The sequence below is a fragment of the Halothece sp. PCC 7418 genome, assembly GCF_000317635.1.
Taxonomy (GTDB): domain Bacteria; phylum Cyanobacteriota; class Cyanobacteriia; order Cyanobacteriales; family Rubidibacteraceae; genus Halothece.
Genome location: NC_019779.1, coordinates 2,131,960 through 2,158,576, shown reverse-complemented (window position 1 = coordinate 2,158,576; position 26,617 = coordinate 2,131,960). Strand labels below are relative to the sequence as shown.

At 45.0% G+C, this 26,617-nt stretch carries 30 protein-coding genes; 18 read left to right on the top strand and 12 right to left on the bottom strand.

All coding sequences use genetic code 11. The features are described from left to right. Positions 1 to 318 precede the first annotated feature (318 nt). Positions 319 to 1,101, bottom strand: coding sequence for a TIGR01548 family HAD-type hydrolase (locus tag PCC7418_RS09760; protein WP_015226010.1), 783 nt, complete (start codon positions 1,099 to 1,101; stop codon positions 319 to 321). Positions 1,102 to 1,156: 55 nt separating this feature from the next. On the opposite strand from PCC7418_RS09760, the gene PCC7418_RS09755 reads away from it, so the two are divergent. Beyond that, positions 1,157 to 1,480: a 30S ribosomal protein PSRP-3 gene (locus tag PCC7418_RS09755; RefSeq protein WP_015226009.1), complete on the top strand. Its 324-nt coding sequence runs from the start codon at positions 1,157 to 1,159 to the stop codon at positions 1,478 to 1,480. A gap of 76 nt (positions 1,481 to 1,556) precedes the next feature. Here PCC7418_RS09755 and atpC read toward each other — a convergent pair whose 3' ends face one another. Both atpC and atpD read right to left on the bottom strand, forming a co-directional pair. Next, entirely contained in the window at positions 1,557 to 1,973 is a 417-nt protein-coding gene (gene atpC, locus PCC7418_RS09750; protein ID WP_015226008.1) for an ATP synthase F1 subunit epsilon, read from the bottom strand. Positions 1,974 to 2,057: 84 nt separating this feature from the next. Then, on the bottom strand, positions 2,058 to 3,512 hold the full coding sequence (atpD, locus tag PCC7418_RS09745; protein WP_015226007.1) for a F0F1 ATP synthase subunit beta: 1,455 nt from the start codon (positions 3,510 to 3,512) through the stop codon (positions 2,058 to 2,060). Between the two features lie 308 nt (positions 3,513 to 3,820). Between atpD and PCC7418_RS09740 the strand changes: the two genes are divergently transcribed. Further along, positions 3,821 to 4,624: an inositol monophosphatase family protein gene (locus PCC7418_RS09740; protein WP_015226006.1), complete on the top strand. Its 804-nt coding sequence runs from the start codon at positions 3,821 to 3,823 to the stop codon at positions 4,622 to 4,624. 155 nt (positions 4,625 to 4,779) lie between these two features. Here the strand turns inward: PCC7418_RS09740 and PCC7418_RS21345 are convergent, their stop codons facing one another. Beyond that, the gene (locus PCC7418_RS21345) at positions 4,780 to 4,881 is read right to left on the bottom strand and encodes a hypothetical protein (RefSeq protein WP_396275489.1); all 102 of its coding nucleotides are present in this window, start codon (positions 4,879 to 4,881) and stop codon (positions 4,780 to 4,782) included. 335 nt (positions 4,882 to 5,216) lie between these two features. Here PCC7418_RS21345 and PCC7418_RS21340 point away from each other — a divergent pair, with 335 nt between their 5' ends. After that, positions 5,217 to 5,696 carry a tetratricopeptide repeat protein gene (locus tag PCC7418_RS21340; protein ID WP_396275488.1) on the top strand — a complete coding sequence of 160 codons (480 nt, stop codon included), beginning with the start codon at positions 5,217 to 5,219 and terminating at the stop codon, positions 5,694 to 5,696. 309 nt (positions 5,697 to 6,005) lie between these two features. Here PCC7418_RS21340 and thiL read toward each other — a convergent pair whose 3' ends face one another. The 3 genes from thiL to mgtE all read right to left on the bottom strand — a co-directional run bounded on the left by thiL (position 6,006) and on the right by mgtE (position 9,678). Then, a complete protein-coding gene (thiL, locus tag PCC7418_RS09730; protein ID WP_015226004.1) occupies positions 6,006 to 7,034 on the bottom strand; it encodes a thiamine-phosphate kinase in 1,029 nt (342 codons plus the stop codon). Beyond that, positions 7,018 to 8,211 (bottom strand): peptidylprolyl isomerase, encoded by a 1,194-nt coding sequence (locus tag PCC7418_RS09725; RefSeq protein WP_015226003.1) that lies wholly within the window; start codon positions 8,209 to 8,211, stop codon positions 7,018 to 7,020. Before PCC7418_RS09725 ends, thiL begins: the two co-directional genes overlap by 17 nt. A 78-nt stretch (positions 8,212 to 8,289) precedes the next feature. Continuing rightward, positions 8,290 to 9,678 (bottom strand): magnesium transporter, encoded by a 1,389-nt coding sequence (gene mgtE / locus PCC7418_RS09720; protein WP_015226002.1) that lies wholly within the window; start codon positions 9,676 to 9,678, stop codon positions 8,290 to 8,292. A gap of 222 nt (positions 9,679 to 9,900) precedes the next feature. Here mgtE and PCC7418_RS09715 point away from each other — a divergent pair, with 222 nt between their 5' ends. Then, positions 9,901 to 10,350, top strand: coding sequence for a hypothetical protein (locus PCC7418_RS09715; protein WP_015226001.1), 450 nt, complete (start codon positions 9,901 to 9,903; stop codon positions 10,348 to 10,350). A 48-nt stretch (positions 10,351 to 10,398) separates the two neighbouring features. On the opposite strand, the gene PCC7418_RS09710 is transcribed toward PCC7418_RS09715, so the two are convergent. Beyond that, positions 10,399 to 10,740, bottom strand: coding sequence for a hypothetical protein (locus PCC7418_RS09710; protein ID WP_015226000.1), 342 nt, complete (start codon positions 10,738 to 10,740; stop codon positions 10,399 to 10,401). 4 nt (positions 10,741 to 10,744) lie between these two features. Beyond that, the gene (ctpC, locus tag PCC7418_RS09705; protein ID WP_041596227.1) at positions 10,745 to 12,034 is read right to left on the bottom strand and encodes a carboxyl-terminal processing protease CtpC; all 1,290 of its coding nucleotides are present in this window, start codon (positions 12,032 to 12,034) and stop codon (positions 10,745 to 10,747) included. A gap of 160 nt (positions 12,035 to 12,194) precedes the next feature. Here ctpC and PCC7418_RS09700 point away from each other — a divergent pair, with 160 nt between their 5' ends. The 11 genes from PCC7418_RS09700 to PCC7418_RS09650 all read left to right on the top strand — a co-directional run bounded on the left by PCC7418_RS09700 (position 12,195) and on the right by PCC7418_RS09650 (position 21,507). Further along, on the top strand, positions 12,195 to 12,992 hold the full coding sequence (locus PCC7418_RS09700; RefSeq protein ID WP_015225998.1) for a cell division protein FtsQ/DivIB: 798 nt from the start codon (positions 12,195 to 12,197) through the stop codon (positions 12,990 to 12,992). Positions 12,993 to 13,236: 244 nt separating this feature from the next. Next, positions 13,237 to 14,448 (top strand): cell division protein FtsZ, encoded by a 1,212-nt coding sequence (gene ftsZ, locus PCC7418_RS09695; protein ID WP_235620797.1) that lies wholly within the window; start codon positions 13,237 to 13,239, stop codon positions 14,446 to 14,448. Positions 14,449 to 14,465: 17 nt separating this feature from the next. Then, positions 14,466 to 15,275 (top strand): bifunctional hydroxymethylpyrimidine kinase/phosphomethylpyrimidine kinase, encoded by an 810-nt coding sequence (gene thiD, locus PCC7418_RS09690; protein ID WP_015225996.1) that lies wholly within the window; start codon positions 14,466 to 14,468, stop codon positions 15,273 to 15,275. A gap of 19 nt (positions 15,276 to 15,294) precedes the next feature. After that, positions 15,295 to 15,783, top strand: a complete 489-nt coding sequence (locus PCC7418_RS09685; protein ID WP_015225995.1) for a hypothetical protein — start codon at positions 15,295 to 15,297, stop codon at positions 15,781 to 15,783. A gap of 118 nt (positions 15,784 to 15,901) precedes the next feature. Next, entirely contained in the window at positions 15,902 to 17,185 is a 1,284-nt protein-coding gene (gene hisS, locus PCC7418_RS09680; RefSeq protein ID WP_015225994.1) for a histidine--tRNA ligase, read from the top strand. A gap of 12 nt (positions 17,186 to 17,197) precedes the next feature. Then, on the top strand, positions 17,198 to 18,424 hold the full coding sequence (locus PCC7418_RS09675) for a hypothetical protein (RefSeq protein ID WP_015225993.1): 1,227 nt from the start codon (positions 17,198 to 17,200) through the stop codon (positions 18,422 to 18,424). Further along, positions 18,421 to 18,840 carry a hypothetical protein gene (locus PCC7418_RS09670; protein WP_015225992.1) on the top strand — a complete coding sequence of 140 codons (420 nt, stop codon included), beginning with the start codon at positions 18,421 to 18,423 and terminating at the stop codon, positions 18,838 to 18,840. The genes PCC7418_RS09675 and PCC7418_RS09670 overlap by 4 nt, the downstream gene beginning before the upstream one ends. Before the next feature lie 42 nt (positions 18,841 to 18,882). Then, on the top strand, positions 18,883 to 19,494 hold the full coding sequence (yqeK, locus tag PCC7418_RS09665) for a bis(5'-nucleosyl)-tetraphosphatase (symmetrical) YqeK (RefSeq protein ID WP_015225991.1): 612 nt from the start codon (positions 18,883 to 18,885) through the stop codon (positions 19,492 to 19,494). A 106-nt stretch (positions 19,495 to 19,600) separates the two neighbouring features. After that, on the top strand, positions 19,601 to 20,020 hold the full coding sequence (gene rsfS / locus PCC7418_RS09660; protein WP_015225990.1) for a ribosome silencing factor: 420 nt from the start codon (positions 19,601 to 19,603) through the stop codon (positions 20,018 to 20,020). A 5-nt stretch (positions 20,021 to 20,025) separates the two neighbouring features. After that, positions 20,026 to 20,541 carry a CGLD27 family protein gene (locus PCC7418_RS09655; RefSeq protein ID WP_015225989.1) on the top strand — a complete coding sequence of 172 codons (516 nt, stop codon included), beginning with the start codon at positions 20,026 to 20,028 and terminating at the stop codon, positions 20,539 to 20,541. Between the two features lie 15 nt (positions 20,542 to 20,556). Continuing rightward, positions 20,557 to 21,507: an asparaginase gene (locus PCC7418_RS09650; RefSeq protein WP_015225988.1), complete on the top strand. Its 951-nt coding sequence runs from the start codon at positions 20,557 to 20,559 to the stop codon at positions 21,505 to 21,507. Positions 21,508 to 21,510: 3 nt separating this feature from the next. On the opposite strand, the gene PCC7418_RS09645 is transcribed toward PCC7418_RS09650, so the two are convergent. Both PCC7418_RS09645 and holA read right to left on the bottom strand, forming a co-directional pair. Further along, entirely contained in the window at positions 21,511 to 21,906 is a 396-nt protein-coding gene (locus PCC7418_RS09645; RefSeq protein WP_216086629.1) for a DUF4168 domain-containing protein, read from the bottom strand. Between the two features lie 204 nt (positions 21,907 to 22,110). Continuing rightward, a complete protein-coding gene (gene holA, locus PCC7418_RS09640; RefSeq protein ID WP_015225986.1) occupies positions 22,111 to 23,097 on the bottom strand; it encodes a DNA polymerase III subunit delta in 987 nt (328 codons plus the stop codon). 264 nt (positions 23,098 to 23,361) lie between these two features. On the opposite strand from holA, the gene PCC7418_RS09635 reads away from it, so the two are divergent. The 3 genes from PCC7418_RS09635 (at position 23,362) to PCC7418_RS09625 (ending at position 26,163) form a co-directional block, all read left to right on the top strand. Beyond that, a complete protein-coding gene (locus tag PCC7418_RS09635) occupies positions 23,362 to 24,159 on the top strand; it encodes a hypothetical protein (protein ID WP_015225985.1) in 798 nt (265 codons plus the stop codon). Between the two features lie 137 nt (positions 24,160 to 24,296). Then, positions 24,297 to 24,917 carry a cobalt-precorrin-8X methylmutase gene (locus PCC7418_RS09630; RefSeq protein WP_015225984.1) on the top strand — a complete coding sequence of 207 codons (621 nt, stop codon included), beginning with the start codon at positions 24,297 to 24,299 and terminating at the stop codon, positions 24,915 to 24,917. Next, positions 24,910 to 26,163, top strand: a complete 1,254-nt coding sequence (locus PCC7418_RS09625) for a bifunctional cobalt-precorrin-7 (C(5))-methyltransferase/cobalt-precorrin-6B (C(15))-methyltransferase (protein ID WP_015225983.1) — start codon at positions 24,910 to 24,912, stop codon at positions 26,161 to 26,163. The genes PCC7418_RS09630 and PCC7418_RS09625 overlap by 8 nt, the downstream gene beginning before the upstream one ends. On the opposite strand, the gene PCC7418_RS09620 is transcribed toward PCC7418_RS09625, so the two are convergent. After that, the gene (locus tag PCC7418_RS09620; RefSeq protein WP_015225982.1) at positions 26,157 to 26,531 is read right to left on the bottom strand and encodes a hypothetical protein; all 375 of its coding nucleotides are present in this window, start codon (positions 26,529 to 26,531) and stop codon (positions 26,157 to 26,159) included. The genes PCC7418_RS09625 and PCC7418_RS09620 overlap by 7 nt on opposite strands. Positions 26,532 to 26,617: the final 86 nt, after the last annotated feature.

Genomic DNA, 26,617 nt, shown 5'->3' with positions numbered 1-26,617 from the left:
CAGCCAAGTAACTATGAGCAAATTCAACCTGCCTGATCGCGCTTTCATCCCATACCATATTTTTACTTTTTTGTCAAATTTTTGTGAGTTTAATCATGATAAACTTATCAAAACTTTATGTTTTTTCCTCCCTCTATTTTTGAGGAGTTGCGAGAGGTGACACACGAATTAATCGTTGTTTCAGTTTTGTTTTTTTAAAATTTGCACTACTACCCATCCTGCTACAAGCATTTTATAACAGAACAGGGAACTGAGCAAGACCGCTGCCCTATCATCCCGAAAATTCGTTTAATGTTAAGAATTATTACTGGCTATTCTTCACGTCAGTATTTCTTGCACGAGTTTTGATGATAATTCCTCAACATTTTTCAAGACCATCATCGCCCCAGCCTCTTGCAGTTTTTGTTGATACTGCTCAACGCGCTGTGATGATCCGTTAAGAAGATGAGGCGGTAAGATTCCGATCGCGCACCACTTTCGATGCGGTTGTAGCAGTTGCGCGTTTTGAATCGTTTGCATATCGGCAACGGTATCTCCTGCATAGAATACGGGTAGAGCCTCATCAGGATCAAGTTGTTCCACCGTGGCAAATAATCCCGTTGGATCTGGCTTGCCTGGGGCATCTTCCATCGCCACAATCAAGGGAGAGCGTAACCCTAATCGCTGTTGTAAAACATAGTGGGCTGAGGCTCGGGGCGCACCACTAAAAAACCCCCAGAGAATGCCATCCGAGGTCAGTGCTTGTAAATAGTTTTCACTCATCAACAGGGGTTCATCCGTAATGTAACCATCCCAGTGGTCTGGATCAGTTCCTCGATAACGAGACTGAAAAAAGGCGATTAACTCAGTGTAGTCAACGTCTAAATTTTGTCTCGGTTCACCTTGAGATTCAAAATAGCGATAGACCAGTTCCCGTGAGGCTTCCCAATCATTATTCCAAATGCCTTCCCCTTTGAGATCGTCAATGGCTTCTGGGGAGGGACGATAAGCACCATTCGTTAATTGTTCTACCGTATCAGCGATCGCGCGTCGATAAGATCCAGCAACATCGCGCACAACGCCATCAATATCAAAAATTACAATTGCTTGCGGTGATGACATGAAGAATATCCGTTAAAATAGAGGACTGTACAATTAGCAATAATGATGTAACTCAATGGAAACTGTCGAAGTCTCTTCCGAATCGCGTTTTATTTTAAAAGTTTTATGGTTAGATGAAAATGTCGCTGTTGCGGTGGATCATGTCGTCGGGAAAGGGACGAGCCCTCTCACTGCCTATTTCTTCTGGCCCCGTAACGATGCTTGGGAACAATTAAAAGAAGAATTAGAATCCAAAAGTTGGATTACCGAAGAAGAAAAAATTGATCTCCTCAACCAAGCTACAGAAGTAATCAATTATTGGCAAGAAAACATTAAGCACACCCCAATGGTGGATGCTCAACAACATTTTCCGAATATTGTCTTTGCGGGTAGTAATTAACAGTGGCCAGTGATCAGTTACCAGTTACCCAATTTGATTTCAAGGAATCGCTGGTTACTGGTAACTGCAAAAAACATTATGCCGGTGCTTTTCCTGTGGCCGCTTGTAAGCGCGATCGCGCTTTTTTCAGAGCCTGAGTTGCCTGAATAATCTCTTGACGTTGATCGGCTTCTTGTGCCTGTTCTAAGCGAGTTTTTGCCGATTCATAAATCTCACGGGCTTTTTCGGGGTCAATATTTTCCCCACGCTCCGCACTATTCACTAAAATTGTCACTTCATCTTCTTCTACTTCCGCAAAGCCACCTGCAACAGAGATGCTAAGCCAATCTTTTTGCGGACGCACCCGCATCACCCCAATGTCTAAAGCACTGAGTAAAGGGGCGTGACCGCTTAAAATCCCTAATTGTCCCGTTGTACTCGGTAAAATCACTTCTTCAGCAGAGGAATCCCAGACCGTATTATCTGGAGTAATAACGCGCACAGTTAAACTCATATTTTTTTTATCAACTCATTTACAACTTAAGGGGAGAGGGGGAGCAGTCCCCTCACGATGTCCCATGGTCTAGCTCTAGTTAGATTACTGCTCTTCCTTCATTTTTTGCGCTTTTTCAATGGCTTCTTCAATGTTTCCGACCAAGTAAAAGGCTTGCTCAGGAAGATCATCAAGTTCACCCGAAAGAATGCGTTGGAATCCTTTGATGGTTTCTTCTAAGGTGACATATTTGCCAGGTGCGCCAGTGAAGACTTCCGCCACGAAGAAAGGCTGAGATAAGAAACGTTCAATTTTCCGAGCGCGATCCACCGTTAAGCGGTCTTCTTCCGACAGTTCATCTAAACCGAGAATTGCAATAATATCTTGCAGTTCTTTATAGCGTTGTAGAGTCGCTTGCACTTCACGGGCAGTACCGTAGTGTTCTTCCCCAACAATATCAGGTTGGAGCATCGTAGAACTAGAATCAAGAGGATCAACCGCAGGATAAATTCCTTTGGATGCTAACCCACGAGATAATACCGTTGTTGCGTCTAAGTGAGCAAAGGTTGTTGCTGGTGCAGGGTCAGTCAAGTCATCCGCAGGCACGTAAACCGCTTGAATGGAAGTAATCGACCCTTCTTTTGTCGAGGTGATTCGCTCTTGGAGGTCACCCATATCGGTTCCGAGAGTGGGCTGATACCCCACCGCAGACGGCATCCGTCCTAACAGCGCAGACACTTCCATCCCCGCTTGTACAAAGCGAAAGATATTATCCACAAAGAGAAGAACGTCTTGCTTACCCACATCACGGAAGTATTCCGCCATGGTTAAAGCAGTTAAGCCCACCCGCATTCTTGCACCTGGGGGCTCGTTCATTTGACCGTAAACCAGAGCCACTTTCGACTGTGTTAAGTCTTCCGCATTAATCACATTGGACTCGACCATTTCACTGTAGAGGTCGTTTCCTTCACGGGTGCGTTCACCGACACCGCCAAATACAGAAACACCGCCGTGAGCTTTCGCAATATTGTTAATAAGCTCCATGATGATCACGGTTTTACCAACACCCGCACCACCAAAGAGACCCGTTTTACCACCGCGACGATAGGGCGCAATGAGGTCAATCACCTTAATTCCCGTTTCAAAAATGGAGGGCTTGGTTTCTAACTCAGTGAGTTGAGGAATCGGGCGGTGAATGGGGAATTGATCATCAGAATTGACCGCACCTTTTTGGTCAACAGGTTCACCGAGAACATTAAAAATCCGACCAAGAGTGGCTTTACCAACGGGAACACTGATGGGAGCGCCCGTGTCAACCACATCCATACCCCGAACTAAGCCATCGGTTCCGCTCATCGCAACCGAACGAACCACGCGATCGCCGAGGAGTTGTTGCACTTCACAAGTAACTGCAACATCATTGCCAGATTCATTTTTGCCTTCAATGCGTAAGGCGTTATAAATTTCAGGTAACTCACCCGTTGGGAATTCTACGTCAACCACAGGACCAATCACCTGGACGATCCGACCGACGTTTGTTTTTTCTTTAGTGCTGACCATGCTTGACAAGCCTTGTTTCTTATTAATTTACTATCTTGATCTACTGTATTGGACTTTGGGCATTTCGACGAGAGGAATCATAGCAATTAACTGAAGTAATCTCATCAGTTGGCATCCCTAAAATGAAGAAGGAGATCGCCAGTCCTAGGACAATAGACTTGATCCCAAAATCCTCTAGCAGATTTTATCACGTTGATGAACCGTTGTGGTCAGGGAAAAATCAGCCAACCCCCCAGACCAGTCTTTCGATTGACAGCAATCGGTTTAAAATATCAAAGCAGTTCCTTTAATGTTTGGAATGATCTTTCATGGAAACAACCGACCAACTCAAAACCTATTTAGAAATTGCCACTGAAGCTGCCCTTGCTGCTGGTGCAGTCCTCCAAGACTATTGGGGAAACTTAAGTCAAGTGGAAGAGAAAGGACGGTCGGGAGACTTAGTAACCAATGCCGATCGCGCTTCGGAAACAGTGATTTTAGAAATCATCCAACGTCATTTTCCGAACCATAGTATTTTAGCGGAAGAATCCGGTTCTTTTGGCAAACAACAAGCGGAGTATCTCTGGGCTATTGATCCCCTCGATGGGACGACGAATTACGCTCACCAATACCCAATTTATGCCGTTTCTATTGGCTTACTCATTGCTGGGGTCCCGCAGGTGGGAGTCGTTTATAATCCCGCCCGAAAAGAACTGTTTCGAGCAGCCACAGGTTGGGGCGCAAGTTGCAACCGTCAACCCATTCAAGTTTCTAAAACAGACGAGCTCGCCCACAGTTTATTAGTTACTGGCTTTGCTTATGATCGGCGAGAAACCAGCGATAATAACTATGCCGAATTTTGTCATCTTACCCATCTCACCCAAGGGGTACGGCGCAGTGGCTCGGCAGCACTGGATTTAGCAGACGTGGCGAGTGGACGGGTTGATGGGTATTGGGAGCGAGGATTGTCCCCTTGGGATCTGGCTGCGGGAATGGTTATAGTGGCAGAAGCGGGAGGCAAAATTAGTTCCTATGATGGCAGTCCAGTTTCCCTCTCGGAAGGGAGAATTCTTGCTAGTAACCCCAAGATCCATTCTGTCCTCAGTGAAGCACTACTGAACACTCCTCAGTGAATTCCCCGTCACCTCAGTTTGCGCCTGAACCTCGGTTAGATCACAGGCTTGGTGAGTAAAATCAACCATACTAGAGTTAGCGTTTTTTCCGTACTGTCACAATCAGGAGTCTCCAATGCCAACACTTGCACCTATTAAATGCGGACTATTTCAGTTTAATATTGTTGATTATCATGCTGTTCTGGGCGTTCCCATTGGTGCTTCTTCGGATCTAGTGCGTAAACGCTATTTAAAAGTGACTCGTCTTTTGTTTCCAGATATCAGACACTTAAATAAACAAGAAGACAATGATCTAGCCGATCAATTATTATCTAAATTAGTCAATCCAGCCTATGAAAATTTATTTAAAAATCAATCAGCTTGTAGTGAACACTTATTAGTTTTACAACAAATTGGCACTCGGGTGGCGCAACAAGGGAAATTACGTCTTAAAAGTAAAAAAGCTCAGGAATTGGCGCAAGCTGGAGAAAAGGGAAATCTGGACTCGATTTATCAAAAATATTTGAACTCGATTATTAATCAGCAATATCAAGATTTAGATAAAGCACTTCAAAAAATTGCTTTACTGAGTGAGTTTAATTTGGTTTACTTGATGCTAAAAAATGGTGAAGTTGCTGCTCAAAAAAAAGTTTCTGTTCAACCCAAAACCCCTGAATCTTCTGAGCCTAAACCAAGGGAAGCTCCCTCGTCAAAAGAAACGCAAGAGCAGGTTTCTCCCGAAGAGAAAATGGCAAAAATGGTTGAACCTTATCTCCGTCGAGGAAAGCAGTTTATTGATAAACAAGATTATACCAAAGCAATTATGGAGTTGCGGGAGGCGTTAAAACTAAATTCTCAAAATAGTCAAGCTCATACCTTATTAGGATTGGCGTATGTCAAACAAAATCAACTGGGGATGGCAAAAATTCATATCAACAAAGCCCTCCAAATTGATCCGAAAAATGAAATGGCTTTAGAAGGAAAACAAGTTTTAGAAAAACTCTTAAAACAGGGTCAAGGAACAGATGGTGGGAAAAAAGCCAATGGGAATCGCGGACTCCTTGGGGGATTATTTGGTAAAAAGAAAAAGTAGTCCCGCGCTCTTCAACAAAAGATTCAAAACGTAGGTTGGGTTGAGATGACGAAACCCAACACCAGCAAAAGATTACGCCTTCGGAAAACGGAAGTCCCCTGCGCCTGAGCGTTGGTCAACTATAGCCTTTCCTCGTTGGTTGAGGTACGTAATGCGAGTCGGTGGATGTTCATGGTTCATTGATTAACAACCAACAAAGAACGAAGAACAAAGAACAAAGAACAAAGAACAAAGAACAAAGAACAAAGAACAAAGAACAAAGAACAAAGAACAAAAATTTAGAATGTCCCTCAAGAAGCGTGAAAACTGCTATAGTCCCCAATGTTGAAACCCTTGGCTTAAGTTCAGTGTCGAATTGTGAGACAACAAACTGCTTTTTGCTTCTACCTGTGGTTGAGAAGTGATTTCACCAATAATTCTCGTGGGATTTCCAGACTTTTGTTCTAATTGCTTTGCAGCTTCCCTAGGGAGGGCTAACACTAATTCAAAATCTTCTCCCCCATATAACGCCCATTCTATTGCTTGTTCGGGAGAAACCCATTGTGAGAGGGCTGGGGGAATGGGAAGTAAATCTAAATCAACTTTTGCTCCCACCCCACTCGCACGACAAATTTGTAAAATAGCATCAGCTAAACCATCACTACTATCCATTCCAGCGACACGGAATTCAGGTAAAATCTCCCATAGCAACGGCAAAATATCTAATCTGGGTTGGGGACGTTGGTGGGCATGAATCAGGTGTTCGCAACTGACAGCATCAAGTTCAGACTGTCGTTGGGGGTGTAATAGTAACTCTAACCCAGCACGGGATAAGCCATGTTCTCCTGTCACTAAGATGACATCTCCAACTTTTGCATCCTGACGACGAATCACTCGCTGCGGATCAATTTTTCCGATCGCGCTAATGGCAATCGTAACCAAAGAAGAGCAAGTGACATCTCCTCCCCATAACACCGCTTCGTATGCTTCTAAACACTCACTTAAGCCTTGATAGAGACGTTCCACCCAACCAACAGGGACTGTTTTTGGTAAACTCAAGCCAACGGTAATTCCGCAAGGAGTCGCCCCCATCGCAGCCAAATCAGATAAATTAGCAGCAACGGCTCGCCAACCAACGTCTTCGGGTGTGGTCGTGTGAACATTCGGTTGCGCCATACCATCGCTAAAATGAACGCCATCCACTAACACATCTGTAGTCACAACGAGGGAATGATCACTGCTCCAGTTGATGACAGCAGCGTCATCCCCCACGATATTCGCCGAACAAAAGCGATGCAATTTTGCCAGGAGCCCTTGTTCCCCAATATCAGCAACGGTGAGCTTAGCTTCTGATGTCATCGTCGCTATTAGCAGCCGTTTGAGACGTATCTTGGGGACGTTGTAAGTTTTCTAGACCACTGACCACCTGCGCTGAAATAATTTTATCCCCTTCTTGCATATCTTCCAGAATTTCATCCCCTTCTACGGTGTAACCAAAGATAGCATAACGCCCGTCCATAAAGTTAAAGCCAGGTGGGGTTAATTCGGTATCAAATTTGAAGAAGAAGAATTGAGACGATCCGCCATTGGGGTCACCACTCGGACGCGCGATCGCGACCGCACCATTTGCGGAGAAGGGCAATACAGGCTGATCTTGGTATCTACCAATTTCTTCGAGGGTTGACCCATAAACTGGCTTTTCGTCGCCTCTAACCAGAATTTCTAAGGGAATGGAGCGATATTCTCCCGTTTCAGGATCAACAAAACCTTCCTCGGGTCCTGGCGGATCACCGGTTTGCACCGCAAAATCATTGACGCGATTCACTTCTAAGCCATCATAAAAACCGCGATCGACTAAATCCACAAAGTTACCTGCGGTAACAGGCGCACTATAGCCATCAACAACGACGGTTAAATCCCCTTTATTGGTTTCCACTTCGACGCGGGCGCGTCCTTTCAGTTGCGGGAGATCGGCATATTCTTCGGGAACTGAAAAGGGAAATTCTTCCACATATAGAGCCTCAAACTCATCAAGTTGCTCTAAAACCTCCCGACGAGCAAGCCAAATGGTTTCTAGCTCACGATCCTCAACAACTTCTCTTAATTTGTTGACATTTTCTTTGATTTGTGGTAATAGCTCCTTAGCTCTTTCCCGATTTGGCTCAGGCACTCCCGCTAACAGTTGCTCTGTTTTGGAGTTGAGAACACGGCTAGCCGTTTTCAAGTCTTTGCTAATAGGACCCCAGCGTTTACCGCGTAATCGCAAGCCAATATCTTCAATACTATCTTGTAATTGACGGGCGGGATAATTATCAAAAGGGAGGGAGTAGCGGAGTAAAGCAGTGGGATCGGTGATTGCTTCTCCTTGGGCGAGAATACTTTCCCGCTTCTGTTTATCTTGGTTTTGGGAGTCATCACTCCAGAAGTTCCACCACGCACCACTGAGTCCAACCGATAAACTCAAAAGTAAGACGGTAATAATGCTGGTTCTAGCTAACAATCGTAACTGTTCCAGCAGTTTTTCTCGATTTAGCATACTGAATTTTAGTTTTTATTTTAAAAAACATCTCAACCTTAATGTACACGCTTCTCGCACTTGGCATCAAACTGAGGTTTATAATCCTAATACGACTCGCGCAATGGTGAAATAAATTAAAACCCCAAGCACATCCACAGCAGTGGTAATAAAAGGGGCCGACATTAAGGCGGGATCTAACCCTAAGGCGCGAAAGAGAAAAGGTAGGGCCGATCCAGCGACAGAGGCGAGAAGCGCGATCGCGATGAGACTTGCTCCCACCGCAAAAGAGACCATTAAATTTCCTTGTAACCAATATGACCATAAGGTTGCAACAGAGCCTAAAATTGTTCCCAATAAGACCCCCGCGATCGCTTCCCGAAAAATGACATAACTCGCCCCCAGAGACCGTATTTCATCGGTGTTTAAACCGCGAATAACAACGGTTGAAGATTGTGCGCCGACATTTCCCCCTGTTCCTGTTAACAGTGGAATAAAGGCAGCTAAAGTGACCACTTGCTGTAAAATGGCTTCGTGAGATTGAATAATACTTCCTGTAACGGTATTGGTTAGCAGCAAGACAAATAACCACACCACCCGCTTTCGTGCGACAGCTAATAAGTTGGTTTGGAAATAATTATCGCCATCAGATTGTACGCCACCGAGGGTATAGATATCTTCAGTGGTTTCTTGTTCTAAGATATCCATGACATCATCCACGGTCACCACTCCCACCAGACGCTGTTCTCGATCAACCACAGGAATCGCTAATAAATCATACCGTTGAATCAAACGGGCGACTTCTTCTTGGTCGGTATCGGTATAAACGGAAACCACTTCTCGGGTGACAATCTCTGAGAGAGAAACATCGGGATCGGTTACGACTAAATCCCGCAAAGAAACAATTCCCGTGAGATGGCGAGAGGCATCAGTCACATAAAGATAATAAATAATTTCAGAAGCATTGGCTAATTTCCGAATTCGTTCCAAGGCTTGTCCCACGGTTAGCGTATCTTTGAGGGAAATATACTCCGGTGTCATGATCCGACCCGCAGTATCTTCCTGATAGCCTAGAAGTAAAGCGGTACTCTTACGCTCTTTCGGACTCATGTGCGCCAGTAAGCGACGCACCACTTTCGCGGGAAGTTCATCAAATAAGCGAGCGCGATCATCAGGAGACATCTGATCGACAATTTCAATTACTTCCTGACGCTTGAATTCTTCAATCAGGGCTTGCTGAACGCTAGAGTCAAGATGTTCGTAAACGTCGATGGCTTCGGTTTTAGACAGCAAACGAAACGCGATCGCCTGCATGGATTCTGGCAGGTTTTCGATCGCCTCAGCAATATCCACTGCTTTGACAGGGACAAGCAGCGATTTTGCGCCTTCTAAGTTGCCATTTTCCAGCAACATCTCCAGTTGATTTTTGACCAACTGAGGGATTTCGCTATGGTGGGTGTTTTCGAGGGAAGAAACAGGTTCAGTCAAAGCTACTTTCTCACACGCGATCAGATCATATTCACTATATTAGGTTCGGGAACAAATCGTTTCTCTCGGTAGATGTCATTTTTTGATTTTTTTGGCAAGTTGTGAGTAGGAGAGAATAAGAATCTCTCGCGCTGATTAAGAGACAGAAACAGCTAATTCGGTTGATATTTGTTATTTCAGTAAAAATTTAGTTGTAAATTGCGTTAATTTAAGGAGGTAACTATGACACAATCTACTGATCCGAATAATCAAGCCCAGACCACCCCTGAAAGCAGTGCCATTGAAGTCAGCGAACGCACTAATTCTTTAGTGGATCAAAATTTACCAGATGCCCCAGAATCGGTAAAAAACGAAACGAAAGAACTGATTGAAGCCATTACACGCAAAGCCCAATCGGAAACACAAAAAGCAGGAGAATTTGCCAAAGACAATTATCTGGAAGCAGTCCGTAATGTCCGTACGGAAGTCGAAAAGCTCAACTTTGACCCCGAAAGAATTGAGGAATCTATCAAGTTAGTTCAGATGGATGCAGAAAAAAATTGGGAATCTTTAGTCAAAGAGTTTGAGAGCTTTGGTAATCGCCTCAATGAAGCAGCCCAAGCAGCTTGGTCTATTTTAACCGCGCCTCATCATTCGACAACTGACGACCAATCGGATTCTTCTCAGTCCTAAAGGCTAGTGAGAGGGAGGGGTAAACAGCCATCTTCATTCTCCTTCCTCTCACAAATTGATGCGCCCAGTGGTAATTAGTTGATATCCCCCGACAAAACAGGCTAACGATCCGACAAAATGCCAAAGGGTGGTCGGTTGCAAAACAGCGCGACTACTGACAAAAACCAGAAGAATGCCGATCGCGATCGCGCCCGCCCCCAAAAATTTCCCTTCTTGGGGCATCGTGAAAAATAACAAAACCCCAAACGTGAGAAACAAGATTGAGCCATCTGCAGCCACCCCCCGCCACCAGTAGGGAGAACCATCAGTCACGAAATAAATGTTTTGTCCCAAGAGATAAACCCCTGCAATGACGAGGGCTAACCCAATCAACTTGATCACTAACCGCATCTGATTACTGACTCACCCCCAGATGTGTCTCTTGTTTGGCGATTTCTTGCTTCAAGACCGAAAGGGCTTTAGCAAATTGCGGATCATCGAGAGTTCCAATTTTACCGCGATCGCGCTGGAGCTCTTTTTGCTGGGCTTCACTCATTTCGGAGACAATATCTGGTTTAATCCCTTCTTTATTAATATCCCGCCCGTCAGGGGTGAGATACTTCGCAACCGTTACAGCAATGCCTGAGCCATCTCCTAAACTGCGTACCGACTGCACCAGCCCTTTGCCAAAGGTTTTCGTTCCCACAACCACCGCTCGGTTATGATCTTGTAACGCACCCGAGAGAATCTCACTCGCACTTGCTGATCCCCCGTCCACGAGGACGACTAACGGTTGATCACTGAGGGAATTCCCTTTCGCTTTTTGGCGTTCCACTTCCCCTTGACGATCCACCGTGGAAACAATTTTCCCTTCATCAATCCACATCCGAGCAATTTCCACACTGGCGTAGAGTAATCCCCCAGGATTTGAGCGTAAATCTAACACATAGCCTTCTACCTTCTTGTCTTGCAGTTCTTTAATGGCGGTCCGCATTTCTTCAGGAGAATTAGAGCTAAACTGATTGAGGCGAATATAGCCAATGTCTTCTCCTTGAGGAGTTTCATGCAAGCGCGATCGCACTGGATGCACCTCAATCCGCGCCCGAGTAATCTCATAATCCACTGCTCGATTTTGACGCTGAATCGTTAAGGTCACCTCAGATCCTGGCTGACCTCGAATCAGTTTCACAGCTTCATTTAAGTCCATCCCTTTGGTACTCTGACCATCAATAGCAATGATCAAATCTCGGGCCAAAATTCCCGCTTCATACGCTGGCGTATCCTCAATCGGAGAAATAACGCGAATATAATCGGTTTCTTCATCTAAAGCAATTTGAATACCAACCCCAGTTAACTCACCAGAGGTATCAATCTGCAAATTCTTAAATTCTTCCGGTTCCATGAAGCGCGTGTATGGATCATCGAGGGTTTCCAGCATTTGATGAATCGCCTCATACGCTGCTTCTTTGTCTTCATAGCTACGATCTAAATATTCCTGTCGGATTGCGCGCCAATCCACTTGATTAAAGGTAGCATCAACATACTGGCGATTAACAATCTGCCAGACTTCATCAACCAACTCTTTTGGACTCTCTCGGAAAAAAGCCTGACTTTGCGATAAATGAAGCCCCGCGCCAGTGACAGCAACTGTGGTCAACATGGCTGCAGTCGCCCCAAGAACTAATCCACGTTTTGTCATAACCATATACCTAGGGGAATTGTACTCATAAGAAAATATGAAGGGTTAAGCCTACCCTAGCACAGGTTTTCCTCGGTACTAAGAAAGAAAAAATTTCGCAAATTCCATTTGGTGCGGTAACTTTAAACTGAATTCAAAAAATTCATGACTAGATTCGAGAAAATTTATGACATCCACTTCTTCTGCTGTTGACATCAAAGGTCGGAGATTGGCGCTCAAGCAGCAAAGACAAATCAAAATCATCCAATCTTGCTGGCGTTTTGTCCTCGTTTCCAGTTTAATGGGAGGGCTGGTGTGGTTGAGTTTACTACCGAAATGGACAATTCGTCAACCGCAACAAGTCGGAATTCAAGGCAATCAATACCTAAGTAGTGAAACGATTAAAAGCCTAGTGGAAGAGACGACCTCTCAATCGATTCTGACCCTAACTCCCGATCAGATCAAGGAAATTCTGCAAAACCAAGCTCCGATCGCGCACGTCAGTGTTGCTCGCGAACTCTATCCCCCTCGGGTTACCATTGCCGTCACAGAACGCCAACCAGTTGCCGTAACACTTCCTAACCCCAGTGCCATCAACCCACAAGAGAAAGGCTATATCGACGCGAAAGGAATGTGGATGTCTGTAGAAAGTTATCGTTCCTCAGAAACCTTCACCCCTCCGCAGTTGAAAGTCATTGGTTATCAACCTCACGATCGCCTGCAATGGGCGAAACTTTACCCGCAACTGCAAGCCCTCCCCATCACCGTCCATACCGTGAACTGGCAAGACCCAGCCAACCTCATTTTAGAAACCGAACTCGGTGAAGTTCATCTCGGGGGGAATTTAGAAACCCTTCCCCAACAATTCCAAGTCTTAGCAAAACTCAAAAATCTCCCAGAGCAACAGCCACCTGATCAAATGCGCTATATCAACTTGAAAGACCCTGATTTTATCCTGATTGAGCTCCTGTCTGACGAAAAATAACTCCTCAAAAAATCTAAGTATATCCTAGCAGTGGCAATTCACCTTATAATATTTCTTAAAATGTTACTACCGACAAGATTTAAGCTAAGCTAATAGCAATCCTCGGAGAAGGTAATCATTTTATTTTTATCTCTATAAATATAGATGAGAAGACCGCTATAACAAGGTTTCTCTATAATTGTTCACTTCAGCAATGATAACTGAAGATCAGAAAAGTCCCAAACAAAATCGGTTTTCTATGAATATGTCTAGTGATGATAATCATTCCTTTGATGACGATTTGAATTTAGATGAACTACTGAACTCATCTCATAGCAATGATCCTAAATCCACGAAAACAGAAGCAAGGAGCGACAATATCGTGCCAGGAAATGTGGCAAGAATTAAAGTAATTGGCGTTGGGGGGGCTGGTTGTAATGCAGTTAACAGAATGATTGCTAGTGATGTCACTGGTGTTGAATTCTGGGCAATTAATACCGATGCCCAAGCTCTATCCCGAGCGAGTGCGCCCAACCGCCTGCAAGTAGGCGAAAAGTTGACCCGAGGCTTAGGGGCTGGGGGAAATCCTTCCATTGGGCAAAAAGCAGCAGAAGAATCCCGCGATGAAATTTCCAGTGCCCTAGAAAATACGGATCTCGCCTTCATTACCGCAGGCATGGGCGGAGGAACTGGCACAGGAGCAGCCCCCATTGTTGCTGAAGTCGCCAAAGAAATGGGTTGTTTGACCGTTGGCGTTGTGACCCGTCCCTTTACCTTTGAGGGTCGTCGTCGCACGAGCCAAGCGGAAGAAGGGACATCAGCCCTGCAAACTCGCGTTGATACCCTGATTGTTATTCCCAATAATAAATTACTTTCCGTAATTGACGAACAAACCCCCGTTCAAGATGCTTTCCGTGTTGCTGACGATATCCTCCGACAAGGGGTGCAAGGAATCTCGGATATTATTACCATTCCTGGATTAGTCAATGTGGATTTTGCGGATGTTCGGGCGGTGATGGCAGATGCGGGATCAGCATTGATGGGGATTGGTACAGCCTCTGGAAAATCTCGGGCAGCAGAAGCAGCGACAGGGGCGATCTCTTCTCCCCTTCTGGAATCTTCCATTCAAGGAGCAAAAGGAGTCGTCTTTAATATTACTGGCGGGAGCGATTTAACGCTTCATGAAGTGAATACGGCAGCAGAAACGATTTATGATAACGTCGATCCCAATGCCAATATTATTTTTGGTGCGGTGATTGACGATGAAAAAATGGAAGGGGAAATTAGAATTACCGTGATTGCTACGGGCTTTTCTGGGGAAGAGCCGAAGAAAACACAGAAAAAAGAAACTAAAACCACCCCTCAAACCAAAAATCCTTCTCCCTTACCGCAAAAAACCAAGCCAGAAACGAAATCTGATGGGGAAAATAAAGGGTTAGATATCCCTGAGTTTTTACAACGCCGTCGTCGTCGCTAAGTGAAGGAGAGTTTGCATTGACCTATCCAACAGCCTTAACGATCGCGGGATCGGATAGTGGAGGCGGGGCGGGAATCCAAGCCGATTTAAAAACCTTCGCTTTTCAACAAGTCCACGGCACCAGTGCTATTACCTGTGTCACGGCTCAAAATACCGTAGGCGTGCAACGGGTCGATCCCTTAGCACCAGAAGCCGTCACCGCCCAAATTCAGTCCGTTGTGGATGATATTGGAGTGCAAGGGGTGAAAACAGGAATGCTCCTCAATGCGGGGATTATTCAGGCGGTGGGACGCATGATTGAAACCTATCAATTACAATCCATCTTAGTTTTAGATCCCGTGATGGTGTCTCGCAGTGGCGCGCAGTTATTGGATGATTCGGCGGTAGAAGCCCTAAAACAGTTGATTCCCCTCGCTGCGTTAGTGACCCCTAATCGTTATGAAGCGCAAATGTTGAGCGGGTTGGACAACATTCAAACCCTTGATGAAATGAAATCTGCAGCAGAAATTATTGTTCGCAATGGCGCAAAATCTGTTTTAGTCAAAGGAGGAGCAATGTCTGGAGAAGCGCGAGGGGCTGATGTTTGGTTTGATGGGGAAGCGTTTGACATTTTGCAAGCCCAACCTGTTGAGACTCAAAATAATCATGGCACTGGTTGCACCCTTTCCGCAGCGATCGCGGCTCATATTGCTTTCGGGAAAGACTTAAAAACCGCAGTACACATTGCTAAAGAATATCTTACCACTGCTTTAGAATCTGCTTTAGACTTAGGAGCAGGCAGTGGCCCTGTAGGACATTTTTTCCCCTTGCAACGTCACAATCAATAGTTAGTTGGAAATCTTAATCATGACCTCAAAATCTCGTTTTCAGGGGATTTCGTCTCCGCCTCCTCAGAAAAATACGCCCACGGTTCCCATGTCTGTATATCGGGAACTGGCAGGGGAATTACAATCGGCACAACAGCAATTACAGGATTTAAAGGAAAATAATCACGATCTGCATCAGGAAAATCAAACCTTACGACTGGAAATCAAAAAATTGGTGCAGTCTGTCCAGCGATTAGAAAATACCTTAAATCACTACGATCAAAAAGCCCGCACTCAGCAGAAAACTAAGCCTGTTCAGCCAACAGACAATTATTCTGACCCCCCGACTCAAGAACAGTGGTTTAGTCATGAACAAGTGCATTATCCTGTAGAGCAAGAAAGCCAGAGTGGTAATGATGAAATTAATGGTTGGTTTGTAATTGCTGCGGTTGTCATGATTATTTTTACCTTTTCTGGAATTGGTTTTATGGTAGCGCGTCCCCTATTGAACCAATCAGGTGAGCAGTAAGCAGTGACCAGTGAGCAGTAAGCAGTGACCAGTGACCAAACAACGAATAACTAATGAACAAATAACACAGAACGAATAACGAATAACGAATAACCAAGAACGAAGAACCAAGTAAAATATGGGAAAAATTAGTGCTTTACGCGGAACGAGAGATATATTGCCAGAAGAAGTCAGTTACTGGCAGGAAGTGGAAACCGTTGCTAAGGAAATTCTAACCAAGGCAGCTTATACCGAGATTCGAGCGCCCATTTTTGAACAAACAGCGTTATTTGAACGCGGGATCGGAGAAGCCACTGATGTCGTCAGTAAAGAAATGTACACCTTTCGCGATCGCGGCGATCGCAGCTGTACCCTCAGACCCGAAGGAACAGCAGGTGTCGTTCGTGCGTTTATTGAACATGGACTGCATAATCAAGGCATCCAACGGTTATGGTACGCAGGCCCCATGTTTCGTTATGAACGCCCACAAGCGGGACGACAACGGCAATTTCACCAGATTGGACTAGAGTTGATTGGTTCTCCTTCTCCTGTGGCGGATGTAGAAACGATCGCGCTGGCGACAGATATTTTAGAAACCCTCGGCTTAAAACATCTCAGCTTACAACTCAACTCCGTCGGGAATACCGAAGATCGCCAACGGTATCGCAACGCACTGGTGGAATATTTAACCCCCTACAAAGACAAACTGGATGCAGACTCTCAAGATCGTCTCACCCGTAACCCCCTGCGGATTCTCGACAGTAAAGACGAACAAACCCAAGCCATTCTCCAAGCAGCCCCCCGTCTGATCGATCATCTTGGAGACGAGTCACGGAAACACTTTGAGCAAGTCCAAACCCAACTCACCGATTTAGGCATTGACTACACCCTCAACTCGAACTTAGTGCGCGGTTTAGATTATTACACCCATACCGCATTTGAGATTCAATCGGCGGATTTAGGCGCACAAGCCACAGTTTGTGGCGGTGGACGCTATGACGGCTTAATTGCTGAACTCGGCGGAAATGAAACCCCAGCGATGGGCTGGGCGATTGGAATGGAACGGTTGATTTTGCTGTTGAAGGAACTGAAAGCCGTTCCCGATCCTGAATTAGACTTTTATGTTGTCTCTCGCGGCGATCGCGCCCCCGCTAAAGCCTTAACCATTGCTCAAACCTTGCGTCATCAAGGCTGGCGTGTCGAATTAGACCTCAGTGGGAGTCAACTGAAAAAACAATTTAAACGGGCTGACAGAAACGGCGCGATCGCCTGTTTAATTTTAGGCGATACTGAGGTTGAAGAAGGGACAATTAACTTAAAATGGATGGCAACGCAAGAACAAACTGTTATCAATCAGCAGGAACTTCTTGCCAATAACGAGGAACTCCGTCAGCAAATTTTGCAAGCCAAGAATCGGAACTAGCCGAAAACGATCATGGAAAACTGGGAATTTTTCCTGCAAAAAGTCGGTACGGAAAACTGGTTGAGCGTTAACTCGCCTCAGCCAGAATTTCCCAATGGGCGGTACAAAATTGCAGCCCGTGCGCCCCATCGCCCCAAAGAATGGATCGAAGTTGAACTTAGTCTCCGCAATGGAGAAAAAATTTATCAACAGTCTTGTCAACTCGATGAAACAGGATTTGCGATTTTAGTTCCTGAGATCGGACTAAGCCCTGGGATGTGGGATCTACACAGTCGAGGAGATATTCTCTCAGAACTGATGGGAGACCATTGGGAAATCACCTTATCCTTACGAGTCACCCTCAACCTCGAACAAGCTGCGGTTCATTTCCCCTCTCAAAGCAAAGGAAAGTTAGCCAAACGCCCCGATCCGCCAGAAGAGACCCCAGAAACCCCAGAAGAAGACTTGAGCGAACTGCGATCGCGCTTACTAGAAGATGCCGATCAGATGTTAGAAGACATTGTGGATGATTTCTTCCCAAGCCTCACCCCTTCCTTAGAAATAGAAGATCAATCTTCCCCCAACGATTACACCCTCCATTTAGACGAAGAAATTCTCCTCACAGAAACCTCCAAACCAATCATTCTGTCTGGAGAAATTACCACCCAACGACATCCCCCTCATCCGCAACTGTGTTTGCAAATTTCCCTGCGCGACCCGAGAACAGGTGAAACCGTTGCTGAATTATCCCCTCGCCTGCGGGATCAACCCTTCCCCTTAACCTTCTGCTACTCCCTCACCGTTTCCTCTCCTTGTGACAGTTATCTTTTAGAAGGAGAAATCATTCTTTCCGCAGCAACCCCTCAAAGTGAAAACCCGATCTTCGCCCGTCAACCCTTTACCGTCAGTGCGAACTGGGAAAAACTAGAACCCATTTTGATCGGCGCAATTAGCGAAGCAGCAGTGTCTCATCCCCCCGCCCCCTTATCCCCGTTATCTTCTAGTACCGATCAAGTCTCTCAGGAAACGTCCGCGCGATCGCCAGGGATATTCCCCCCAAAACTATCAACAGCCCGAAAACAGAAAAAGACAACGCCCCCCACCTTACCCAACCTTCCCGACAATCCCCCAAACCCTTCAACATCGACCGAAACGAAAGAATATGTGTGGTCAAAACCAGAAACAGAAATGTCTCCTTTAGAGGAATGGGAATTGATTCCCGAATTAGTTATTCTTGGAAGCGATGAAACTGAATCATGATGGATAATTGGACAAAAGACTTTTTTGCGTTCTGCGATGCAGTTAACGAAGAAATCGAAAACTTTTTTGTGGAGTTGGAACAATTCACCACAGAATTTCCCTCAGCTTGGGAAGAAGCGGTGCAAGAAGTAGAAACAACACTGCACGAAGAATTAGAAGAGTTTTGGCAAGAGTGGGAAGAACTTTGGGTTTTATGGGATTCGGATTTCGATTGGTTTATTGAAGAATTAGAAGATGAGGACGAGTTTGTCATTACCTCAAAAGTAACTCCTGATCAAAATACCCATCCTGCCTGTCAAGGCTGTCGGCATTATCATGGTTATATTTATGGGGAAAACCTTTTTGTTTGCGCGATGCACCCCTATGGTTGGGAAGATGAACATTGTCCCGACTGGGAAAAAGACAGTGATCACTAGGGACAAACGGTTGTTCGCCCTTAAACCAATGAACAAAGAACAATGAACAAAGAACAAAGAACAACAAACAAAATTTCGATTGTTGATCGAGAAGCAGTAATTCAATGGTTAGAACACAATGTTCCCAAGGCGCGGGTGCAGCATATTTTAGGGGTTGAACAAATGTCACAAGAGTTAGCCCAGTGTCATGAAGTGGATGAAGAAAAAGCACAAACAGCAGGGTTAATGCACGATTTGGCGAAATACTTTGCTGCGGATAAATTGTTAACCATCGCCCAGGAAAAAGGAGTGACCATTGATAGCATTTGCGCCGTTCGCCCTCATTTATTACACGCCGATGTCAGTGCGATTGTAGCCAAAGAAACCTTTGCCGTAAAAGATGAAGAAATTTTAAGCGCGATCGCGCAGCATACCTTGGGGAACGCGGAAATGTCACCAACCAGTTGTATTGTCTTTGTGGCGGACAAACTGGAACCGAATCGTGGCGATACACCCGAACTGAACGCAATGCGGGAAGCAACCCAAGAAAATCTCTATCGTGGCGTTTATCAAGTCTGTGACCTTGCTATAAAAAAATTAATCAAAAAAGGTCGTCCCATCCATCCGCGAACTGTCGCCACTCGTAACTGGGCAATGCAGGCCGAAAAATGTTAACCCCTGTTTATCATTGAATCCCGATCTCAATGAATCCACGCTATCTTAGGGGTAAGTTCACTTAGTATATTGTCAGACTCAGCAAGCAAACCTTCAAACGTATTTCATGAATCATCAGCCTAATTCTAATCCAACGTCCCCCAACACGCCCACCTTGGCTGCTGCAGAAACACTGGCCTGGACGATCGCGCACGCTGCAGATAGTCGGAAAGCTGGAGATATTGTCCTTTTAGAAGTGGTGGATGTCTCCTACCTTGCCGATTACTTCGTGATCAGTACAGGATACTCTCGCACTCAAGTCAAAGCGATTTCTGATGCCATCCAAGATACAGTCGAACAGCAATTTAATGCTGCCCCAGTACGCACAGAAGGACAAAAGGAACGGAACTGGATTTTACTCGATTATGGCGATGTAATTGCTCATATTTTACTCCCAGAAGAGCGAGAGTTTTATGGAATTGAAGCCTTTTGGGGACACGCCAAACGCATTGATTTTGAAACCGTTCAACAAGCAGAAGCAGGTTAAGTGGCATGAGAGATTTATCCTCGTCTCAGCCTTGTCCCGTTCCCCCAGAACAACTCCCCCTGAATGAATATGAGCAACTGAAAACCGATTGGCCCTTTCGCTGGGTGACATTCGGTCGCTGGGCTTATCTACGCAAACTGCTCTGGACATGGGGTTGGGGGTGGCTGTTGGCGGGACCTCTCACCGCAGCCAGTTTTCCGATTCAGACTCATCCTCTAGAGTTTTTCTGCTGTGGCGCACTGGGAGCAAGTTTATTAGTCGTGTTTATAGTTGTGAGATTATACTTAGGATGGTCTTATATTCGCACTCGTCTGCATAAAGCGGAGATTCCTTATGAAGAGTCGGGCTGGTACGATGGACAAACTTGGGAAAAGCCAGAAGCAGTTTTAGAGCGCGATCGACTGGTGGTGTCTTATCAGATTCAACCCATCTTGCAACGGTTACAGATGACAGTGGGACTCTTGATTGCTCTCAGCGCGATCGACTTGACTGCCTGGCAACTTCTTACCTCTTTTTTCTAGATTGATCAATCATTTATGAGCAAAAAACGGACGCACACTCCAGAAGTCGAAGTTCATCTCCTGCGAGAAGGAATCGTCGAATCTCTCCATCAAGTTCACGCCCTAGTCTGTGACGATCGAGGGCGGATTTTATCCTTTGCTGGTAATTCTGAAACAGCTTCTTTTATTCGGTCTTCTCTCAAACCCTTTCAAGCCTTACCAACCGTAAAGAGTGGGGCATTTGAGCAATTTCAACTTACCGATAAAGACCTTGCCATTATGTGCAGTTCCCACCAAGGAACCGTACAACAAGCGCGACAAGTCTTTAATATTCTCTGGCGTGCTGATATCGAACCCACTGCTTTAAGGTGTCCGATTCCTGAAGGAAAACGCAGCCCTCTCGAACACAACTGTTCTGGAAAACACGCAGGAATGCTTGCTGCTTGCCAACAAAATGGCTGGCCCCTGAGTCAGTATCTCCGCCATCGCAGTCCCATCCAAGAATTAATTCTCAGAAGCGTCGGTGAGTTGTTACAGATGCCTGGTGCAGAGTTTATCGGGGTTCAGGATGATTGTGGTGCGCCCACCTACTTTATGCAGCTTTCCCAAATGGCGACCTTATATGCTCACCTGTGTTCTGGAGATGACTTGTATTTAGAACGAATTAGTCGTGCGATGACCCATTATCCTGAACTGATTGCGGGAGAAGGTTCATTTGATACAGAATTGATGAAAGCCAGTAATGGAGAATTAGTCAGTAAATCTGGCGCGGAAGGGGTACAGTGTATTGGTCGGATTGGGGAAGGAATGGGCTTGGCAATTAAAGCCCTCGATGGCTCAAAACGAGCCAAATATGCCACAGCGATTCATCTTTTAATGCAGATGGGTTGGATTAGTCCCAGTGTGTCCGAAAATTTAGCAGAAAAGTTTATGAGTCTTGCTGAATTTAAGCGCTTAGAGGTGGTGGGAGAGTTAACCTTTGTTTAGCCTTTATTGCAATTCTCGCATTTTGGCTTGGACTTGCTGTTTCAGTTGGTCATTCGATTGCACATCAGCAGTAATCTGATTAAATTCTGAAACGGTTAAGTTGTTTTGTTCCACAATCGTTTTGGATTCGTTACAGTAATCCACAATCAGCGATCGCGCTTCTGAGGGCAAATCTTCATAGCTGTCTGCACTATTGCAAGCAATGCTGGGAATCTCTTGTGAGTTTAAGATCCTTTGGATCTCCTGCCATGTCTCTTGACGCAACGGCTCGATCGCGAGGACAGCCCTAGCATAATTTTCTAACGTTTCCTCACTGTAATTTTGGGCTTGAGCAATCGCACTAACTTGCAATCGCTTCCCATCAAACAAGCGGTTGCTGATTATATCAAGTCCATCCATGGAGAAAAGCAAGGTACTCGTTACCAAAATAACTTGAATAAGGTGTGAGTGAGGGCGTGTCATAAGTGAGCAATATAGATCGAAATCAACTTGTTGTTAAGACAATTGTCTATTCTTCGCTATGAGACGACTTGCAACCTGAAAAAGTTTCTGCAAGTGAGCAAGGGGAGATCGGGAGAACTCAACTACCCATAGAACAAATAACTAACTGCTTTGAAACACTTGAGAGAGTTGAATGATGTGGGTTTGCAGGGTCATTTCTGGGGGGTGTCCGCGTTTAAGATTGGTTTCTAGGGTGCAAAGAAGAGGGAAAGCCCTTAAAAATTGCTGAACCGAAAGTGACTGTACTTCTTGACGCAAAAAATAAACTCGCTTTGGGTTATTAATTTCTGCTGCTTTTGCAATCACTTGGTTGTCTCTTTCTCCTTGTTCCATTTTCAGTTTAATCCAAAACCAGGTCCGAAATTGTCCCACTAACACGGCAACAATCTTTAAAGCAGGTTCATTGCGATGTAATAAATCAGTGACAAGCTGTAGCGCTTGGTTTGTATTGCCCTGACTAATGGCTTTTGCCAATTGTAAACTATTGTGGGTGCTAGCGCTCACCAGTTGCGCGATCGCGCTGTCATCAAGAGCAACATTTTTTCCCACTGCATAAAGAGACAGTTTTTCTAATTCCTGAGATAACAACCGCGTATTATTCCCAACCGCCTCGGCTAACCTTTCCTTAGCGGATGTCGTCAGTTGTACCCCTTTTTCTTGAGCAACGGTTTCCACTTGCGCTAAAAGCTGGTCAGTTTTCCACGGCGGAATCACTGCAAACTCTTTAATGACCGCATATTGTTTTAGAAGTTTCGTTGACTTTAAGCGTCCATCGGGCTTTTTGTCACTGGTCAAGAGAAGATGAGACGTTTCAGGAAGTTGGGGGAATGTGCGCTCTAACTCCGATAAGAGCTCGCTAGAGCAACGTTGACCTAGAGTGGTTTGCATAACCCATACCAAACGACTTCCCGCCCCAAATGGAGGCGTTAAGGCTTGATACAGAGCTTCTGTTACCGCCTCTGGTTTATCCCCAGCAATCACATCTTCATTAAACTCTCCCCAAAGCGGATCAACCACTTTTTCCCGCAAAGCCGTCACCGCTTGATTTAAACGATATTCATCTTCTCCCCAAAAAAAGTAGATTGGCATAATTTAGTCATTAGTCATTAGTCATTAGGTAGAGATGTTCCATGGAACGCCTGTCATTCGTTATACCATTTCGATCAACTAACCTTGCGAAGCCGGAGCCAAGCGTGAGGAGGTTAGGGGGGATCAACTGTAACTTAACTTTTTAGAAACAGTATTATTAAATAACAAAGGACAAAGGACAAAGGACGAAGGACAAAAAATTGGTAAACAGTCACTTTTTCCTTTATTGTGGTGATATAAGGGTTAGTAGGAGATCAATTAGCCTTGGACGAAGCCTATCAAAAGTATGTCGAACAAGTCGGACGATTATCCCAGCCGAGTCTGTATCCGACACAGTTAAAGAATATTCAAGAATCCCCAAAGTTCCAACGGGATGAACAGGGCAGAGTAGAAGCACAGCCTTTTCCAGGGTATAGTGTCGTTACGCCTCCTTATGAAGATGATGGGGCAAATGACTCATTCTATCACCACTTAGCGCAAACCCAGAAACGGTTATTAAGTCAACTCCCCCAAGACTTTATTTTACCCGTTCCGCCTCCCAGTTTTCATGTCACTCTCGCGGATTTAATTTGGGGAGATGAATTTAAAACGGCAGTTGAGAAAAATCCTCACTTTGAAACCCAACTACAAAACCAAATTGCAGCTAGTTTTGAGCAATATCAAAAAGAAACTTATGTGGCTAAACCTTTACAGTGGCAGCTTTTAGGGTTAATTATTCGTCCGCGCGCGATCGTGGTTGGGTTGCTACCGAAAGACGAAAATTCTTATCAGCAACTGATTCAACTGCGCCGTGCGATTTATCAAAACCAAGGTTTATTATCTCTCGGTTTAGAACAGCATTATCATTTCTTAGCTCATGTAACTTTAGGCTATTTTGGACAAGTTCCTGCAGCAGAAAAACGGGATGAAATTTGTACTACTTTAACCGCAATTAATGATCAATGGCTAGAAGCTGATCCGAAAATTTTGACGGTTTATCGTGCAGAATTACGCAAGTTTTCTGATATGACTTCATTTAAACGAGAAGACGATTTTCCAGCGATTACCTTTGGGGAAAAGTAATATTTTTTAGTCATTGGTCATTGGTCATTAGTCATTAGTCATTGGTCATTAGTCATTGGTCATTGGTCACTAGTCATTTGGGAAGTGTAAAGTTAGTCACTGTGTTACTTTGTCTCTTCTAATTTAAGTTTCAAATTATGAAGAAAATCTCTTTAAATCATCCGATTGTTGAAGCTAGCTTTGAGATTATTGATCAAGAAGTAGGAAAACATTCTTATTCACGGGAAGAATATCATGTCGTTCGGCGGGCAATTCATGCAACGGCAGATTTTGAGTTTTTAAAGCTGTTTTATTTCAGCGATCGCGCTGTAGAAAAGGCAATTACAGCTATTCAAAATCAAACCCCGATTATTGTCGATGTAGGAATGGTACAAAAGGGGATTCAGGGGCTGGTGAATAAAACGTCTCATAACCCCATTATTTGCGCCCTAGACGCTGCAAAAACTGTTCCCGAGGGGAAAACCCGCACGGAAACGGGTTTACGCAACTGTATCGCCGATTATCCCCAAGGAATTTATGTGATTGGTAATGCGCCCACTGCACTATTAGCCCTATGTGACGCGATCGCGCAAGGAAGCGCAAACCCCAGTTTAGTCATTGGCGCACCAGTGGGGTTTGTCTCGGTGGTAGAGTCGAAACAAGCCCTCGCCGAGACATCTGTGCCTCAAATTCGAGTAGATGGGCGCAAAGGGGGATCGGCGGTTGCGGGGGCGATCATGAATGCGTTATTGGTGTTAAGTGCAGAGGAAAATGATTAAGCAATCACCGCTTCTTCATGTGGTTGGAATTGGTTTAGAAGGGAAAGCGGGATTAACAGAAAAAGTCAGAGCAATTGTTGAGGAAGCAACGGTTTTAGTGGGGAGTGAGCGTCAACTCAGTTATTGTTCGGATCAAGATGTAATTCCAATCAAACTGGGGAATTTACAAAGCGCGATCGCGCAAATAAAAACTTATCTCGAACCAGCAGAAAATATAGTGATTCTCACTAGTGGTGACCCATTATTTTTTGGTTTAGGTCGTTTGTTATTAGAGCATTTTTCCCCAGAACAATTAGTCTTTCATCCCCATTTATCTTCCCTGCAACTTGCCTTTAATCGCATCAAAATTCCTTGGCAAGATGCAACTTTGATTAGTTCCCATGGGCGCAGTACCGAGGCTTTAGTAAAGGCGATTCAACGAGGAGATGAAAAGATTGGCATTCTGACAGATGCTGAAAATAATCCCAGCGCGATCGCGCAACTGATAACCGCTCTTGATCTGCCTTTTTCTTATCAGTTTTGGATTTGTGAAAACCTAGAAGGAGAGGAAGAAAACTGTCAATGTTTGGACTTAGAAACCGTTAAACAATCTCAATTTTCCCCGCTCAATGTTGTTATTTTAATTCGAGAAGAATCTCCACTTCCTTCTTTAGAAGAACTCCCTAGTTTGGGCTTAAGTGATGAAACCTTTCTCAGCTTTCCAGACCGCCCTGGGTTAATGACGAAGCGAGAAATTAGACCCTTAATTTTAGCTGAACTTGCCTTAAAACCCCAACAAATCATCTGGGATATTGGCGCAGGAACCGGTGCAGTTGCTATTGAAATTGCACGATTGTTTCCCACCTCGCAAGTTTACGCTATCGAAAAAACAGCGATGGGCGTTTCTCTTATAAATCAGAATTGTGAACGCCTCGCTGTTACAAATGTTACTGCGATTCAAGGGAAAGCCCCTGATCAACTTCCCCCATCACAAACCCCAGACCGTATTTTTATCGGTGGAAGTGGCGGGAAGATGAGCGAGATTCTAACCGTTTGTGAAGAAAGGTTAGCGGTGAACGGTCGGATGGTTTTTGCCCTTGCTACCCTAGAAAATTTAGAAAGCGCAAGGCAATGGTTAAGGGAAAATCAGTGGCGCGATCGCGTTTTGCAAGTTCAAATTGCGCGATCGTTAAATTTTGCCCATCTGACTCGCTTATCCCCCTTGAATCCAGTTACCTTGCTTACCGCTTGGCGCGATCGTTATTGATTGCGAGGAGTTTTCATATCCCGCGCCATATCCATAAATTGACCCATATTCACCCCAGGACGACGGCGAGGGATTGTGGGCTTCGGAATCAGATAAGTCGGCGCGAAGGTTTCTCCAGTTAAGAGATCTTTTTCGGTCGTCTGACTTTGGGGAACAGGTGTAGGCTGTGAGGGAACTGACGGTGCGGGTGCGCTTTGAGATTGAGTCGCAGTTGCTTCCGCCTTCGGTTGTTCTGTCTTTTGGGGAGAGGGTTCAGGCTGCGACTGCTGTGTTTGCTGACTTGCGCTGGCTGCAGGTTCTTGGTCTTCGTCTAATTCTGCGTAATAGTTATCTTTCCCACCAAAGAGATTTTTGATGATACCAACCATTTATAGTGACTCCTAAAAATTTTTATGATTATCGCCGTTTACTAGGATATCCGAAGAGGGGAACACAAATTTAGACAAGGAATAAA

Bases quoted from the DNA above. Each gene is read 5' to 3' on its own strand.
- hisS (WP_015225994.1), top strand. From the start codon at position 15,902: ATGGGAAAAATTAGTGCTTTACGCGGAACGAGAGATATATTGCCAGAA.
- PCC7418_RS09670 (WP_015225992.1), top strand. From the start codon at position 18,421: ATGATGGATAATTGGACAAAAGACTTTTTTGCGTTCTGCGATGCAGTT.
- PCC7418_RS09685 (WP_015225995.1), top strand. From the start codon at position 15,295: ATGACCTCAAAATCTCGTTTTCAGGGGATTTCGTCTCCGCCTCCTCAG.
- PCC7418_RS09740 (WP_015226006.1), top strand. From the start codon at position 3,821: ATGGAAACAACCGACCAACTCAAAACCTATTTAGAAATTGCCACTGAA.
- PCC7418_RS09645 (WP_216086629.1), bottom strand. From the start codon at position 21,906: ATGGATGGACTTGATATAATCAGCAACCGCTTGTTTGATGGGAAGCGA.
- thiL (WP_015226004.1), bottom strand. From the start codon at position 7,034: ATGACATCAGAAGCTAAGCTCACCGTTGCTGATATTGGGGAACAAGGG.
- PCC7418_RS09715 (WP_015226001.1), top strand. From the start codon at position 9,901: ATGACACAATCTACTGATCCGAATAATCAAGCCCAGACCACCCCTGAA.
- yqeK (WP_015225991.1), top strand. From the start codon at position 18,883: ATGAACAAAGAACAAAGAACAACAAACAAAATTTCGATTGTTGATCGA.
- atpC (WP_015226008.1), bottom strand. From the start codon at position 1,973: ATGAGTTTAACTGTGCGCGTTATTACTCCAGATAATACGGTCTGGGAT.
- PCC7418_RS09655 (WP_015225989.1), top strand. From the start codon at position 20,026: ATGAGAGATTTATCCTCGTCTCAGCCTTGTCCCGTTCCCCCAGAACAA.
- PCC7418_RS09620 (WP_015225982.1), bottom strand. From the start codon at position 26,531: ATGGTTGGTATCATCAAAAATCTCTTTGGTGGGAAAGATAACTATTAC.
- PCC7418_RS21340 (WP_396275488.1), top strand. From the start codon at position 5,217: ATGCTAAAAAATGGTGAAGTTGCTGCTCAAAAAAAAGTTTCTGTTCAA.
- PCC7418_RS09710 (WP_015226000.1), bottom strand. From the start codon at position 10,740: ATGCGGTTAGTGATCAAGTTGATTGGGTTAGCCCTCGTCATTGCAGGG.
- ftsZ (WP_235620797.1), top strand. From the start codon at position 13,237: ATGTCTAGTGATGATAATCATTCCTTTGATGACGATTTGAATTTAGAT.
- PCC7418_RS09725 (WP_015226003.1), bottom strand. From the start codon at position 8,211: ATGCTAAATCGAGAAAAACTGCTGGAACAGTTACGATTGTTAGCTAGA.
- PCC7418_RS09675 (WP_015225993.1), top strand. From the start codon at position 17,198: ATGGAAAACTGGGAATTTTTCCTGCAAAAAGTCGGTACGGAAAACTGG.
- holA (WP_015225986.1), bottom strand. From the start codon at position 23,097: ATGCCAATCTACTTTTTTTGGGGAGAAGATGAATATCGTTTAAATCAA.
- PCC7418_RS09625 (WP_015225983.1), top strand. From the start codon at position 24,910: ATGATTAAGCAATCACCGCTTCTTCATGTGGTTGGAATTGGTTTAGAA.
- PCC7418_RS09700 (WP_015225998.1), top strand. From the start codon at position 12,195: ATGACATCCACTTCTTCTGCTGTTGACATCAAAGGTCGGAGATTGGCG.
- ctpC (WP_041596227.1), bottom strand. From the start codon at position 12,034: ATGGTTATGACAAAACGTGGATTAGTTCTTGGGGCGACTGCAGCCATG.
- rsfS (WP_015225990.1), top strand. From the start codon at position 19,601: ATGAATCATCAGCCTAATTCTAATCCAACGTCCCCCAACACGCCCACC.
- PCC7418_RS09760 (WP_015226010.1), bottom strand. From the start codon at position 1,101: ATGTCATCACCGCAAGCAATTGTAATTTTTGATATTGATGGCGTTGTG.
- PCC7418_RS09755 (WP_015226009.1), top strand. From the start codon at position 1,157: ATGGAAACTGTCGAAGTCTCTTCCGAATCGCGTTTTATTTTAAAAGTT.
- atpD (WP_015226007.1), bottom strand. From the start codon at position 3,512: ATGGTCAGCACTAAAGAAAAAACAAACGTCGGTCGGATCGTCCAGGTG.
- PCC7418_RS09630 (WP_015225984.1), top strand. From the start codon at position 24,297: ATGAAGAAAATCTCTTTAAATCATCCGATTGTTGAAGCTAGCTTTGAG.
- PCC7418_RS09650 (WP_015225988.1), top strand. From the start codon at position 20,557: ATGAGCAAAAAACGGACGCACACTCCAGAAGTCGAAGTTCATCTCCTG.